The sequence below is a fragment of the Mesorhizobium sp. P160927 genome (assembly GCF_057766385.1).
In genome coordinates this window covers 5,865,180-5,879,025 of the sequence record NZ_JBYMDW010000001.1, presented here as the reverse complement: position 1 = coordinate 5,879,025, position 13,846 = coordinate 5,865,180, and the positions used below count along the sequence as shown (strand labels likewise).

Below are 13,846 nucleotides of genomic sequence, written 5' to 3'. Positions count from 1 at the left end.
TTGCCACTGACAAATGCCCGGCCTGCATGAAGGGTTAGCGACCGATGACGGAGATGAATCTCGGCATGACCGAGCGGTTGAAGCCGATCCACGCCCGCGTCACGGCCATGGTGCGCGACGAGATCATGCCGCTCGACAAGGAATTCCTGAGCGAGGTCGGCAAGGCCGGCGACCGTTGGGCCTACAGCGAGCGCCAGAAGGAGATCCTTGAGGGGCTGAAGAAGACCGCACGGGAGCGCGGCCTTTGGAACTTCTGGCTGACCGGCTCGGAACGCGGCTACGGCCTGTCCACCGTCGAATACGCCTATTTGGCCGAGGAGATGGGCAAGGCGCATCTGGGCGCCGAAACCTTCAACTGCTCGGCACCCGACACCGGCAATATGGAGGTTCTGGAACGCTACGGCTCGGCAGAGCACAAGCGGGAATGGCTCGAGCCGCTGCTGGACGGAAAGATCCGCTCGGCCTATCTCATGACGGAGCCGGATGTCGCCTCTTCCGACGCCACCAACATTTCCATGCGCTGCGAGCGGCAGGGCGGCGACTATGTGCTCAACGGCGAGAAATGGTGGGCGTCGGGTGCCGGTGACCCGCGCTGCGCCATTTACATCGTCATGGTGCGGACCGCCGGCGATGAAGAGCCACAGCACCGCCGCCATTCGATGATTCTGGTCCCCTCGGGCGCGAAGGGCGTGACCAAGGTCCGGGCAATGCAGGTCTATGGCGACGATGACGCGCCGCATGGCCACATGCATCTTCGCTTCGACAATGTGCGGATATCGACGTCGAACCTGATCCTCGGTGAGGGCAGGGGCTTCGAAATCGCGCAAGGCCGGCTCGGCCCCGGCCGCATCCATCACTGCATGCGCGCCATCGGCCAGGCCGAGATGGCGCTGGAGATGCTGTGCCAGCGTTCCGTGCGCCGCGAGGCCTTCGGCCAGAAGCTGGCGAAACTCGGCGCCAATTTCGATATCATCGCCGAATGCCGCATGGAGATCGAGATGGCCCGGCTGCTCTGCCTCAAGGCGGCATGGATGATCGATCAGGGCGACGCGCGGGCCGCGGCTCCCTGGATCAGCCAGATCAAGGTTATCGCGCCGCGCGTGGCGCTCAAGGTCACCGACGAGGCGGTGCAGATGTTCGGCGCGCAAGGCATCAGCCAGGATACGCCTCTCGCCCGCTCGTGGACGCATCTCAGAACGCTCCGCCTCGCCGATGGGCCGGATGCAGTGCATCGGCGGCAGGTGGCGCGCATGGAGCTGAAGAAATACACGCAGGAAAAGGTCTGAGCGCTGCCCGGCCGCGTCGCCGCCGACAAACAAGGAATACCGTCAATGACGATCCCCTCCGAAATGAAGGCGCTGCTCTTGGTCGGTGACGGCTATACAAGGACGCCGAGCGGCAGTGCGCTCCAGGCGATGGAGCCGTATCTCGAGCCGGGCAGCATCGCCGTGCCTGCGCCCGGACCGGGCCAAGTGCTGATCAAGGTCAGCCTCGCTTCGATCAATCCATCGGATGTCGCCTTCATCAAGGGCCAGTACGGCCAGCCGCGCGCCAAGGGCCGGCCGGCCGGCTTCGAGGGTGTCGGCACGGTCGTCGCGGGCGGTGAGGAGCCCCATCCCAAGAGCCTTGTCGGCAAGCGCGTCGCTTTCGCCACCGGTCTGAGCAATTGGGGTTCGTGGGCTGAATATGCCGTCGCCGAGGCGGCGGCCTGCATTCCGCTTCTCGATACGGTTCGAGACGAGGATGGCGCCGCGATGATCGTCAATCCGCTGACCGCGATCGCCATGTTCGACATCGTCAAACAGGAAGGCGAAAAGGCCTTCGTCATGACCGCTGGTGCCAGCCAGCTCTGCAAGCTGATCATCGGGCTGGCGAGGGAGGAAGGGTTTCGGCCTGTTGTCACGGTGCGCCGTGACGAACAGATCGCGATGCTGAATGAGCTTGGCGCGGCGCACGTCCTCAATGAGAAGGCGCCGGAATTCGAGGCCACGCTGCGCGAGGTGATGAAGGCCGAACAGCCGCGCATCTTCCTCGATGCGGTCACCGGGCCGCTGGCGTCAGCCATCTTCAACGCGATGCCGAAACGGGCGCGCTGGATCATCTATGGCCGGCTCGATCCCGAGGCAACGATCATCCGCGAGCCCGGCCAGCTGATCTTCCAGCACAAGCACATCGAAGGCTTCTGGCTGAGCGAGTGGATGCGGCAATTTAGGGATCGGCGAGGTCCGGCGGTCCTCGAGGCACAGAAGCGTTTTTCCGACGGACGCTGGTCGACCGACGTGACGGCGGTCATTCCGCTGGCCGAGGCAATGGCGCGAACGCCGGCGGAACTGGCCAAGCCCAACGGCAAAGTGTTCATCCGGCCCTGATGCCGCCTTATGCGGAGCCGGAAGGGCCTAGTCGCAGGATTTCTGGACGCTTTTCCCAGTTCGGTCGACCATCCCTGGCGGTCCCGAAATTCATCGCCGCGTCTCTCGGCCCCTATGCCTCGTCGCTTTGTCCGTGATATGTCGCCGCCATCGAATGCCGGGACGGCGCCGGGCTGAGGCGTCTTCCCCGATGGCGTGCGGGGTGAATTGATGACGATTTCCAAGCCGGTTTTCGATCGTTTGGGGCTGGCCATGTGGATCGGGGCATTCCTGATCGTTCTCGGCCTGGTGCTATGGTCGCCCGGCACGCGCACGGTGACGCAGGCCTACGGATATGGCAGCGAAGCATTCCTGACCGGGCGGCCGCTGTACAATCTTCAATCCGAGATGGGGTACCTGTATGCGCCAGCCTTCGCCGCGTTTTACCTGCCAGTGCTGAAGCTCGGACCGTATCTGGGCGGCGTGGTGTGGCATGCGCTGGGCTTCGCGGCGCTCACCTTCGCGGCGATGCGGCAAGTGCGCAAAATCGGCGGTGAGGAATTGCCATGGCTGCTTTCCTTCGGCCTCTTCCTTGCCCTGCCGATGGCGCTGGGTGCGATCCGCAACGGCCAGGCAACGATCCTTCTGACCGCGGCCTGCTGGCTTCTGACCCTATCGGCGCTCGAAGGGCGGCCCGCCGAAACCTTCTTCTGGGCTTCGGTCGCCATCATTGCCAAACCTACCGCGATCATCATGCTTTTGCTGGTGTCGGCGCTGCGTCTGCGGCTGATACCCGTGCTGGTGCTGGCAGTGCTGTTGGTACTGGCCATACCGTACGCGTTCGCGCCTGCCGGCTACCTGAACGAACAGTACGGCGATTTCGCCCGCATGTTGACCTCCATGGCCGTTGACAAGTCCGGCCACTTTGTGCCTACCGACTTCACGGCGCCCTTCACCTCGGCCGGGCTGCCGATGCCTGAATTCGCCGCCACGGTCGTGCGCATCGTCGTGGCACTGCTTACGCTGTCGATCGTCCTCTGGTTCGACCGCAAGCTCCAGCCTGGAATTGCCGGACTGGCGATCTTCCTGGCGGCTGCCTTCTACATGTGCGTTTTCAATCCGCGTGTCGAGCCAAATACCTATGCCATGATCGCCGTGCCCGCCGGCCTCGCTATCGCCACACTGTGGCGGGAGGAGCGTGGCGGCGTCCTGGCCTCGGTGCTGTCGACGGTATTGTTCCTCACAGGTTTGACCAGCGTCGAGCGCCACATGCATGATTTCTTCTACCCTTGGTTCCGGCCGATCGCGGTCAGCTTCATCGCCTGTTCCCTGATCTGGTGGTTCTGGGCCAAGGGGCGCGAAAAGATCGTGAGTGTCGGACCCGTTGCACATGGCTGATCCGCGTCAAAAACTCGACATCGTGGCGCCCTTCTTCAACGAGGCGCAATCGGCGCCGGCCTTTGCCGCACTGCTCGACAGGCTCGAGGAAGCGGTATCAAGCCGTTTTGGTATGGGCGTCCACAAGATCCTGGTCGACGACGGCAGCCTCGACGATGGTGCCAGGCGATTTTCACAGGCCCTGTCGGGATCGTGGGAGATCGTTCGCCTCAGCCGCAATTTCGGCAAGGAGGTGGCGGTGCTCGCCGGCCTCGACCGGTCGCGGGGCGACATGGTGCTGATCATGGATTCCGATCTGCAGCATTCCATGGATATCAGCTTGAAGATGATCGCCGAGCTGGTGGAAAGCCAAGACGTCGACGTCGTGTACGCGCAGAACGACCGCCGCGAGGCGAGCTGGCGGCGCAGCCAGCTGGCGCGGATTTTCTACAGCCTGATCAACAGCAGCCAGCGTTTCGATATTCCGGAGAATGCCGGTGATTTTCGCGTCATGCGCGGTCCCGTGGTGCGTGCGCTGACCAGCCTGCGCGACAAACGGCGCTTCAACAAGGGTCTGTTCGCCTGGGCCGGTTTCCGTCAGAAAGCCATACCCTATTCGCCGGAAAACCGCGCCATCGGCACGTCGAAATGGAGTCGGCTCAACCTGATCGCCTTTTCACTGGAAGGGTTTACATCGTTTTCCGTCATCCCGCTGCGCATCATCAGCTTGAGCGGGATGCTTGCGGCGCTGGCGGGCGTCGTTTACGGCGCCAAAGTGTTCTTCGAGGTGATGTTCTACGGCGTTGCCGTGCCTGGTTACCCCAGCCTGATGGTCGCCGTCGTGCTGCTCGGCGGCCTCAACCTCACCTTGCTCGGCCTGATCGGCGAATATGTCTGGGTCACGCTGTCGGAGAGCAAGGACCGGCCGGTCTATCTGGTGCGCGATGTGGTGCTCAGCGAGACCGCCCCCGACAATGCGCCGGGCGCGTCCCGCGGATGACGCGGCGCATTCGCCTGATCGCCGACGACTACGGGCTGGCACCAGGGGTTTGCGCAGGCATTCTCGACCTGCTCGATCGCGGGCGCCTGACCGGCACCAGCTGCATGACCGGTTTTCCGGAATGGGCCGAGGCGGCGGCGCGCATAAAGCCGCTGCGCGGCCGCGCGGCGATCGGGCTGCACCTGACCCTTACGGACCAGCCAGCGGTCACAGGCAAATCGAGCCTGGCGCCCGAGAGCCGGTTGCCGCCGCTTCGTTCGCTGGCCCTGCCGATCCTGCGCGGGCGGATCGACGAGCGCGACGTCCATGCCGAACTCGACGCGCAATATAGCCGTTTCGTCGAGGCGCTGGGCCGCAAGCCCGACTTCATCGACGGTCATCAGCACGTGCATTTCCTGCCTGTCGCGCGCGGCTGGCTGCGGACACGTTTTCCCGACGCTGCCGGCAGGCCGGTGCTGCGCGGCGCTCCAGCGCTGAGCGATGCCGTCGCCGCGCCGAAAATCGCGGCAATCGCTGCCGTGGCCGCCGGCTTCGACCAATCGATGCAGCGCGCCGGCTTTGCCGTTTTGAAGCCGCTCGCCGGCATCTATGACTGGCGGCAACCCGAAAAGTTCGCCCCCTTGCTGGAGGCTGCCGTCGAAGCGCTGTCGGACCGAGGGCTGTTCATGTGCCACCCCGGCCATGTCGACCAAACGCTGTGCGCGCGTGACCCGATGCAAGGCGTGCGCGAAGTGGAATTCGGCGTTCTGGCTTCGGATGCGTTCGGCGCGAACCTGGCCCGAGCCGGTATCGAGATCATGGACGGCAGGGAATGAGCGGCGTTCAGCCCCGGCGTTCGACGGGCAGCAAGATCGTCCGTTTTGCGCTAGTCGGACTGGCAAATACGGCCATCGACCTTGCCGGTTTTTTCCTGCTTCTCAAGCTGCACGCCCCGCCGCTGTCCGCCAATGTCATCTCGTGGTCGATTGCCGTCGTCTTCTCTTTCGTGGCGAATGGCTTCTGGTCGTTCGAACGCAATCACGCCATTCGGCTGCATGATGCCTTCCTGCGCTTCGTCTCGGCTGGGGCGTTGATTTCGCTCGGCGTGTCCAGCCTGTCGATCGCACTCTTCGCCGGCGTCGGCGGTGTGTGGCCGGCAAAGATCGGCGGGGTCATCGTGGCGGCCGTGCTGAACTTCCTTGCCGCGCGTTGGTCGATCGAGGGCCGGCTGCTGAAATAGGTATCTCTATTCCGCCGGTTCCAAATTGGTGGAGGCGGCTTCCTCGAGTTCGCGCTTCAGCCGTGCTTCCTCATGGGTCTTCGGCGTGACGAAGCGGCCAAGCAGGAGATAGGCGACCGGGGTCAGGAACAACGTCGAGATGGTGGCCAGGCCAAGCCCGCCGACAATGACCCAGCCGAGCGCCACGCGTGCCTCGGCGCCCGCACCGGCGGCCAGCACGAGCGGGACACCGCCAAGTATGGTGCAGATCATCGTCATCATCACCGGCCGCAGACGGATGGTGGAAGCCTGCTCGATCGCTTCGCGCACCCCCCAGCCCCGATCTCGCAGCTGGTTGGCGAATTCGACGATCAGGATGCCGTTCTTGGCCATGACGCCGACCAGAAGCACCAGGCCGATCTGGCTGTAGGCGTTGAGGCTGGTGCCCGAAAGCAGCAGCGCGAAAATGGCGCAGGCGAGGCCGAGCGGCACCGTCGCCATGATGATGACGGCGCTGACGAAACTCTCGAACTGGGCGGCCAGCACCAGGAGGATGATGACCAGGGCAAAGCCGAAGATGGTGACCATCGCGCTGTTGGTTTCACCCAAAGTCGCTGCCTCGGCCAGGGGCAGGATTCGGCTTCCAGGCGGCAGGAGCGGCGTGGCGATCTGCTCGGCGCGTGTCAGCGCATCGCCAAGCGCGAAATTGCCCGAGAGGTTCGAGGTGATCGCCACCGAAGGCTGCTGCTGTTCGCGCGACAGCGACGGTGGTACGGCGCGCTCGGTCAGCGTGGCGATGGTCGACATCGGCACGAAGCGGCCATCCGCCGTCTTGAGGAAGACATTTTCCAGATCGGTCGGGTCGTTGATCGGGTTGGTGGTCGAGACCAGCTTCACGCCGTAGCTGCGGTCGGCGATGTAGACATCGACGACGTCATTGCCGTCGAGCATGGCTTGCATGGTGTTGGCGAGCCCGGTGATGTCGATGCCGAGATCGGACGCGCGCTCACGGTCTATCGCTACGGCCAGTTGCGGCTGCGTCGGGTCGATCGACAGGCGCGGCGTCTGAAAGCGCTGATCCTTCTGCATTTCGGCGATGATCTTGACCGCCGCATCGCCAAGCGCCTTGCGGTCGTTGCCAACCAGAGCGAATTGCAGGCCGTTGCCGGCGCCGCGGATGCCGAGACTGTTGGGTTGGACCGGGAAGATCCGCACGCTGGGCACCTGCCTGGTCAATCGACTGATCTCGGCCATGATCTCCTGCTGGCCGCGGCTGCGCTCGTCCCACGGCGCCAGCGTCATCACCATGAAGCCAGAATTGTAGGAGCCGTTCTGGCCGGCGTTTTCGAAGGTCGAGCGAATCTCGCCGGAATCGCGCATCGGCTGGATCAGCCGCTCGATCTTCTGCATCTGCTGTGTCGTATAGTCGAGGCTGACGCCTTGCGGGGCGTTGATGCGCAACAGCACCGCGGCGCGGTCCTCGGTCGGCGTCAGTTCCTGGCGGATGGTGCCGAACAGCGCGAAGGCGACGCCGGCAAACAGCACCGCTACCAGAATCACGATCCAGGGCGCGTCGAGGCAAGCGTGCAGCGCGCGCTTGTAGCCGGCATTCAGGACGCCGCCGATGCGAGCGCCAATGCCCTGGCCGGCCTCTCGGTGAAGCGGCGGGCTGGTCAGCATGCGCGAGGCAAGCATCGGGCAAAGCGTCAGCGCGACCACGCAGGACAGAAGCACCGACATCGCAAGCACGAAGCCGAATTCGCGGAACAGGCCGCCGGTCTGGCCGGGCAGGAACGAGATCGGTACGAAGACGGCGACAAGCGTCAGTGTCGTGGCGACGACGGCGAAGAACACTTCCTGCGCGCCGAGCACGGCCGCCGCACGCGGCCCCATGCCTTCGTTGCGCCGTCGCACGATGTTTTCCAAGACGACGATGGCGTCGTCGACGACAAGGCCGGTGGCCAGCACCAAAGCGAGCAGCGTCAGGATGTTGACGGAGAAGCCGGCCAGATAGATGGCGGCGATGGTGCCGATCATGGCGACCGGCATCGACAGGCCGGGGATGAGCGTGGCGCGCCAGTCGAGCAGGAAGATGTAGATGACGATCAGCACCATGGTAACCGACAGACCAAGCGCGATCTCGACCTCGTGCACCGCACCCTTGACGAAGACAGCGTCGTCGCTGGTGATCTTGATCGACATGCCCTTGGGCAAGTTCTCCTGCAGCTTGGCGACGGCGGCCTGCACGCCCGTCGAAATGTCCAGCGTGTTCGATTCCGCCTGGCGGATAATGCCTAGGCCGATTCCGGTCTTACCGTCCGAACGCAGCGTCGTCTGGCCTACATCGGGGCCGAGCGTGACGGTCGCGACATCGCGGATGCGCGTTGTGCCGCCGATGATGATGTTTTCGAATTCCTCGGGCGTCGTCACGTCGGCCGTGGTGCGCACGATCAGGTCCTGGTTGGTCGTTGTGATCGACCCGGCCGGGGAATCGAAGGCGACGGAGGCAAGCGCCGTCCGAAGGTCGGCGACGGTGAAGCCGAGGCTGGCGAGCTTGTTCTGGTCGACGTCGATGCGAAAGATCTTGTCGCGGTCGCCATAGACCTGGACGTCGGCGACGCCGGGTACGGCTGCCAGTTCGTCCTCGATCTGGTCCTGGACCACCACCGTCATGTCCTGGATCGACATGGTGTCCGAAGTCACCGCCAGCCGCATCACAGCGTCGGAATTGGCATCGGCCTTGACGATGCGCGGCGGATCGGCGGTATCGGGCATCTGGTTGGCGACCCGGCCGACGGCATCACGCACATCCGAGGCGGCGACGTTCAGATCGACACCGTCGTTGAACTCGATGGTGACGCGGCTCGAGCCGAATGAGGAGGAAGACGAGATCGATTTGACGCCAGAGACGCGGGCGACGGCGCCCTCGATCGTGTCGGTCAGTTCGCGGTCAACGGTTTCGGCGGCCGCGCCTTCGAAGGTCGTGGAGACCGTGACAACAGCGCGGTCGACGTCGGGCAGTTCGCGGATCTCGACACCGTAGAAGGCAGCGAGGCCGGCAACGGCTATAAGGGTGTTCAGCACGAACGCCATGACCGGCCTGCGGATGAACAGTGCGGTGAAGCCGGTATCGCTGGCGGCGTTGACGGAGCCGGTCATGAGCCTTCCGCGGCCTTGGTGGCGCGCTGCTCCTGGTCCGCGATGCGAACCTCGCCGCCTTCGCTGACACTTTGGGTGCCTTCGGTGACCACCATGTCGCCGCTGTCGATCTCAGCGTCGATCAATACGGTCTCGGTGTTGCGCTGGATGATGCGCACCGGCACGCGCCTGGCCTTGCCGTCCTCGACCTGCCAGACATAGGCGCCGTCCGAACCCCACAGGATCGCCAGAGGGCTGACGGCCGGATAGGTCTCGCCGGGGAATTTCATGGTGATGGAGAACGACATGCCGGCGCGCAGCGAATTGGCCGGATTGGCGATGGTGGCCTTTACCAGAAGTGTGCGGCTCTTTTCGTCGATGTGATTGTCGATCGCTGAAACCGTGCCGGTGTAGGCGTTGCTCGGATTGGCGATCGGCGTCGCCGTCAATTGCGCGCCGACGTTGACGGCGGCGGCGAAGCGCTCGGGCACCTGGAAATCGACCAGGATAGAGGACCGGTCGTCAAGCGTGGCGATCGCCGACTGGTTGGTGACGTAATTGCCGGCCGAGATCGGCAGGATGCCGACCGTGCCGGTGATCGGCGCCAGTATCGAGCGGCGCTGCAGTGCAAGCTCGGCATCCTGAAGCGCCAGCTTGGCGCCGGCCAGAACCACTTCGGCATCGGCGACCGCGACCGGTGTCGCCGCGTTTGAGGCGCGCAGCGACTTGACGCGGTCGAGCTTGGACTGAGCATCCTGCAAGGCGAGCTTGGCGCGGTCCTGTGCGATGATCTCCGTCTCGGAATCGAGCGTTGCGATGATCTGTCCCTTGTCGACATGAGTGCCGGATTCGGCCAGCAACTCGGCAAGGCGGCCGGAACTGTAGGGATTGACGGTCACCGAGGCGTTGGCACGGCCGGTGCCGATCGCCTGCAGGCGGTCGTTTATGGTGGCCGTACCGGCAGGCAAGGCGACGACGTTGACCTGCCGGACTCCATTGCGATTGCCAGCCTGTTTCGCGCCGTCCGCACCGTTTCTGGCGGGAGGCGTTGCCGCGTAGGCCCAATCCATCCCCCAGCGCGCCAGCAGTTCCGGCGCGCCTGGATAGAAGCGTGCCCAGGCGGCCGCGGCGGCGAGCACGATCACAAGCGCAACGGCAATTTGCTTCCAGGTCCGCATCGACACTCCGGTTTCACGAATTGTCAGCCCTTCCCGAAGGAACGGCACAGCGACGATGCGGGCGGGAGGCAAAATTCGGCCACGCCACCCCCCAATATCAGCGGTTTATGGCAATTATCACGCAATCGTGCACATTAAATCTCGGTAACGTGAGACCGAGACGGCCGCGAAGCCGATGCAATTATCCGGTGGATTCGACCTATCGCAGGCCTTCCATCTCGCGGATGCGCCGGGCCCCGTCGGCCTCGAGTTGCCTGGTGACGGCGCCGATCAGCGTTTCGGCGACGACGAAAAGTGCCGCCGAGGAATCCCAGGCGGAAGGCACGGCGGTTCGTCCGGCGATGACATGGCGAGCAAAGCGGGCGATCGGCGACAGCCACTGGTCGGTGAACAGTACGATCTGAACGCCGCGCTGATGCGCCTTTTCGGCGAAGCGGACGAGGCTGTCCTGGTAGCGCCTGATGTCGAAGATCACCAGCACGTCGCGCTTGCCCATGTCGATCAGCCGGTCGCGCCACATGCTCTCCTGGCCGGCGAGGTGAAAGACATCGGGCTGGATGACGGCGAGGTGGGCGGCCATGTAGCGCGCCAGCGGGTCGGTGAAGCGGCCGCCGATCAGAAATGTCTTGCCACGCCGCTCGGCCAGCCTGGCGGCAATGTCGGCAAGCTGCTTGTCGGACAGATGCCTGAAGGTCTCGCGCATATTGTCGAGCGTCGCTTCCAGCATGGGCGACACCATGCCGCCACTAGGCGTGGGCGGGTTGAGCGTTCGTATCGCCGGCGATTGCAATTGCGCCGCCAGTTCATCCTGGAGGCTCGACTGGAACTCGGGATAATTCTGGAAACCCAGCCGGGCGACGAAACGCAGGATCGTCGGCGAGGATACGCCGGCCGCGGATGAGAATTCGGCGACCGTCTTCAGTCCGATCATCGGATAGCTCGCGATCAGCGTCTGCGCTGCGCGCCGTTCGCTGGCGGGCATCGCGCCGATACGGTCGGCAATCAATTCGGCAATGTTGGAAATCATCTTTTCCCCACCCTTGGCCGGCCGACGGTCTTTTCCCCAGATCGCATTTGACAAAGCCAAACAAACTGTATGAAATCATCCACCGGGACGCAATGAAACAAAATACGTAACATACGATACAGCGCTCCCAGGGGACGGCAGGACTATGGAGACAGCGCGGCCCGCCAGCCTTGCATCGTCTGATACCGTGGGGGTGACGAACCCTGGCGGATCGAGCCCTTTCGTACTGACCTGCGACCACGCTTCCAATTTCATGCCGGCTGAATTCGGCACGCTCGGGCTCGCCACCGAGGACCTGTCGCGTCACATCGCCTGGGATCCCGGTGCGTTGCCGGTTGCGCTGCGGATGGCGCAGGCGCTCGATGCCACGCTGATCGAAACCCGCATTTCGCGATTGGTGATCGATTGCAACCGGCCGCTCGACGCGCCTGACCTGGTGCCGCCGGTCAGCGAAACCACTGCCATACCGGGTAATACCGGCCTGTCCGAAAAACAGCGCGCGGCGCGGGTCGCCCTGTCATGGCAGCCATTTCACAGCACCATCGAGCGCATTGCCGAAGACAGGCTGGCGCGCGGGCAGGAGACCCGCCTGGTTTCCGTCCATTCCTTCACGCCGGTCTACAAGGGCCGCAACCGGCCCTGGCATATCGGCATCATCCATGACGAAGATCGCCGGCTGGCGGCACCGCTGATAGCGGCGTTACAGCGGCTTGCCGGCATCACCGTCGGCGTCAACGAACCCTATTCGCCTGCCGATCGCGTCTATTTCACGCTGGAACGGCATGCGCGCTCGCGTGGGCTGCCCTGTGCAATGATCGAAATCCGCAACGATGAGATATCCGGCGAAACCGGGCAGCGGAAATGGGCGGATCTGCTCACCGGCATTTTTTCGGATCTGGAACCAGAGGAGGCCACGCGGCCCAGATCGCATTCAGTCAGAAAGTCAGTCCAATCGGCCAGCTGAGAAACAAACAGGGGACTTCCAATGGCAGCACCGGGTTATACAGACGTTGACAAGGCGGAGGACGTAAAGGCCCTCCACAGCATGGGCTACGCCCAGGAACTGGAGCGGCGTCTCAGCCGCTTTTCAAACTTCGCCGTTTCCTTCTCCATCATCTGCATCCTGTCGGGCGGCATCAATTCGCTGGCCCAAGCGACGTCGGGCGCCGGCGGCATCGGCATCGGTATCGGTTGGCTGGTCGGCTGCTTCATTTCGTTGACCTTCGCGGTCGCCATGTCGCAGATCAGCTCGGCCTATCCGACCGCAGGCGGCCTCTATCACTGGGGCTCGATCCTCGGCAATCGCGGCACCGGCTGGGTGACGGCGTGGCTCAACCTGCTCGGCCTGATCACCGTGCTCGGCGCCATCAATGTCGGCACCTGGACGTTCTTCGTCGGCGCCTTCGGACCGGCGCTGGGCATCGAGGGCACGCTGACCAACCAGATGATCTTCCTGGTCGTCATCACCGGCGCCCAGGCGTTGATCAACCATCTCGGCATCAAGCTGACGGCCAAGCTGACGGACTTCTCCGGCTATTTGATCTTCTTCGGCTCGATCCTGATCGCGGTCGTCTGTCTGTTCTCCGCCGAGACGTGGGATTTCAGCCGCCTGTTCACCTTCCACAACTATTCGGGTGACGCCGGCGCCGGCGTCTGGCCGTCGGTCTCGAATGCGTGGGTGTTCGCACTAGGCCTCTTGCTGCCGATCTACACGATCACCGGCTATGACGCTTCGGCCCATACTTCCGAGGAAACCATCAAGGCGGCTTCCTCGGTGCCGCGCGCCATGGTCATGTCGGTGATCTGGTCGGCCGTCTTCGGCTATCTGTTCCTGGCCGCTTTCGTGCTGATGATCCCCAACATGGACGACGCCGCCAAGCAGGGCTGGAACGTGTTCTTCTGGGCCTTCGACCAGCGCGTCAGTCCCGGCCTCAAGGAGTTCGTCTATCTCGTCGTGTTCATCGCGCAGCTTCTGTGCGGTCTCGCCACCGTCACGTCGGCGTCGCGCATGATCTTCGCCTTCTCGCGTGACGGCGGCCTGCCGGGCTCGGCGGCACTCGCCAAGGTCAGCCCGACCTATCGCACGCCGGTGGCGGCGATCTGGACGGCGTCGGTCCTGTCGGTGCTGTTCGTCTGGGGGTCGACGCTGGTTTCGGTCGCCGGCACCTCGGCCTACACCATCGTCGTGTCGTGCACCGTCATCTTCCTGTTCCTGTCCTTCACCGTGCCGATCGTGCTCGGCATGCTGGCCTGGGGCACGCCGAAGTGGGACAAGATGGGTCCATGGAACATGGGGCGCGGCGTGTTCATGCTGTTTGCCGTCCTGTCGATCGTGTCGATGATCCTGATCTTCATCATCGGCATCCAGCCGCCGAACGACTGGGCGCTCTACATCACCGTCGGCTTCTTCATCCTGACGGCGATCGTCTGGTTCGCCTTCGAGCGCAACCGCTTCCAGGGTCCGCCACTCGGCGACATCATCGCCGCGCGCCAGGCGGCGATCAAGGCAGCCGAACAGGCGGTCGGCGAAACCGGCCACTGACTTCGAGCATCACCAACCATGGCCGGCATCGCGCCGGC

The 13,846-nt window shown here is 63.9% G+C and carries 11 protein-coding genes; 8 read left to right on the top strand and 3 right to left on the bottom strand.

Translation table 11 applies throughout. The features are described 5' to 3' along the window. Nucleotides 1-44 precede the first annotated feature (44 nt). The 6 genes from AC3CB8_RS28715 to AC3CB8_RS28690 all read left to right on the top strand — a co-directional run bounded on the left by AC3CB8_RS28715 (nucleotide 45) and on the right by AC3CB8_RS28690 (nucleotide 5,944). The gene (locus AC3CB8_RS28715) at nucleotides 45-1,286 is read left to right on the top strand and encodes an acyl-CoA dehydrogenase family protein (RefSeq protein ID WP_023781242.1); all 1,242 of its coding nucleotides are present in this window, start codon (nucleotides 45-47) and stop codon (nucleotides 1,284-1,286) included. A 45-nt stretch (nucleotides 1,287-1,331) separates the two neighbouring features. Further along, complete coding sequence (locus AC3CB8_RS28710; protein ID WP_352563685.1) at nucleotides 1,332-2,369, top strand: zinc-binding dehydrogenase; 1,038 nt, start codon at nucleotides 1,332-1,334, stop codon at nucleotides 2,367-2,369. 210 nt (nucleotides 2,370-2,579) lie between these two features. Then, nucleotides 2,580-3,746, top strand: a complete 1,167-nt coding sequence (locus tag AC3CB8_RS28705) for a glycosyltransferase family 87 protein (RefSeq protein ID WP_352563686.1) — start codon at nucleotides 2,580-2,582, stop codon at nucleotides 3,744-3,746. Next, nucleotides 3,739-4,725 (top strand): glycosyltransferase family 2 protein, encoded by a 987-nt coding sequence (locus AC3CB8_RS28700; RefSeq protein WP_352563687.1) that lies wholly within the window; start codon nucleotides 3,739-3,741, stop codon nucleotides 4,723-4,725. The genes AC3CB8_RS28705 and AC3CB8_RS28700 overlap by 8 nt, the downstream gene beginning before the upstream one ends. Continuing rightward, a complete protein-coding gene (locus AC3CB8_RS28695; protein WP_352563688.1) occupies nucleotides 4,722-5,540 on the top strand; it encodes a ChbG/HpnK family deacetylase in 819 nt (272 codons plus the stop codon). The genes AC3CB8_RS28700 and AC3CB8_RS28695 overlap by 4 nt, the downstream gene beginning before the upstream one ends. Continuing rightward, the gene (locus tag AC3CB8_RS28690; RefSeq protein ID WP_023781247.1) at nucleotides 5,537-5,944 is read left to right on the top strand and encodes a GtrA family protein; all 408 of its coding nucleotides are present in this window, start codon (nucleotides 5,537-5,539) and stop codon (nucleotides 5,942-5,944) included. The genes AC3CB8_RS28695 and AC3CB8_RS28690 overlap by 4 nt, the downstream gene beginning before the upstream one ends. 6 nt (nucleotides 5,945-5,950) lie before the next feature. Here AC3CB8_RS28690 and AC3CB8_RS28685 read toward each other — a convergent pair whose 3' ends face one another. From AC3CB8_RS28685 to AC3CB8_RS28675, 3 genes are all read right to left on the bottom strand, one after another. Further along, on the bottom strand, nucleotides 5,951-9,082 hold the full coding sequence (locus tag AC3CB8_RS28685) for an efflux RND transporter permease subunit (protein ID WP_352563689.1): 3,132 nt from the start codon (nucleotides 9,080-9,082) through the stop codon (nucleotides 5,951-5,953). Beyond that, nucleotides 9,079-10,239 carry an efflux RND transporter periplasmic adaptor subunit gene (locus AC3CB8_RS28680; RefSeq protein WP_488377359.1) on the bottom strand — a complete coding sequence of 387 codons (1,161 nt, stop codon included), beginning with the start codon at nucleotides 10,237-10,239 and terminating at the stop codon, nucleotides 9,079-9,081. The genes AC3CB8_RS28685 and AC3CB8_RS28680 overlap by 4 nt, the downstream gene beginning before the upstream one ends. Nucleotides 10,240-10,438: 199 nt before the next feature. Continuing rightward, nucleotides 10,439-11,266, bottom strand: a complete 828-nt coding sequence (locus AC3CB8_RS28675) for a MurR/RpiR family transcriptional regulator (protein WP_352563691.1) — start codon at nucleotides 11,264-11,266, stop codon at nucleotides 10,439-10,441. A 145-nt stretch (nucleotides 11,267-11,411) separates the two neighbouring features. Between AC3CB8_RS28675 and AC3CB8_RS28670 the strand changes: the two genes are divergently transcribed. Together AC3CB8_RS28670 and AC3CB8_RS28665 are read left to right on the top strand one after the other, a co-directional pair. Continuing rightward, nucleotides 11,412-12,230 carry an N-formylglutamate amidohydrolase gene (locus tag AC3CB8_RS28670; RefSeq protein ID WP_352563692.1) on the top strand — a complete coding sequence of 273 codons (819 nt, stop codon included), beginning with the start codon at nucleotides 11,412-11,414 and terminating at the stop codon, nucleotides 12,228-12,230. Between the two features lie 21 nt (nucleotides 12,231-12,251). Beyond that, entirely contained in the window at nucleotides 12,252-13,808 is a 1,557-nt protein-coding gene (locus tag AC3CB8_RS28665) for an amino acid permease (protein WP_023781252.1), read from the top strand. Nucleotides 13,809-13,846 lie beyond the last annotated feature (38 nt).

Coding starts and splice junctions, on each gene's coding strand:
- AC3CB8_RS28715 (WP_023781242.1), top strand. CDS start 45: ATGACGGAGATGAATCTCGGCATGACCGAGCGGTTGAAGCCGATCCAC.
- AC3CB8_RS28710 (WP_352563685.1), top strand. CDS start 1,332: ATGACGATCCCCTCCGAAATGAAGGCGCTGCTCTTGGTCGGTGACGGC.
- AC3CB8_RS28705 (WP_352563686.1), top strand. CDS start 2,580: ATGACGATTTCCAAGCCGGTTTTCGATCGTTTGGGGCTGGCCATGTGG.
- AC3CB8_RS28700 (WP_352563687.1), top strand. CDS start 3,739: ATGGCTGATCCGCGTCAAAAACTCGACATCGTGGCGCCCTTCTTCAAC.
- AC3CB8_RS28695 (WP_352563688.1), top strand. CDS start 4,722: ATGACGCGGCGCATTCGCCTGATCGCCGACGACTACGGGCTGGCACCA.
- AC3CB8_RS28690 (WP_023781247.1), top strand. CDS start 5,537: ATGAGCGGCGTTCAGCCCCGGCGTTCGACGGGCAGCAAGATCGTCCGT.
- AC3CB8_RS28685 (WP_352563689.1), bottom strand. CDS start 9,082: ATGACCGGCTCCGTCAACGCCGCCAGCGATACCGGCTTCACCGCACTG.
- AC3CB8_RS28680 (WP_488377359.1), bottom strand. CDS start 10,239: ATGCGGACCTGGAAGCAAATTGCCGTTGCGCTTGTGATCGTGCTCGCC.
- AC3CB8_RS28675 (WP_352563691.1), bottom strand. CDS start 11,266: ATGATTTCCAACATTGCCGAATTGATTGCCGACCGTATCGGCGCGATG.
- AC3CB8_RS28670 (WP_352563692.1), top strand. CDS start 11,412: ATGGAGACAGCGCGGCCCGCCAGCCTTGCATCGTCTGATACCGTGGGG.
- AC3CB8_RS28665 (WP_023781252.1), top strand. CDS start 12,252: ATGGCAGCACCGGGTTATACAGACGTTGACAAGGCGGAGGACGTAAAG.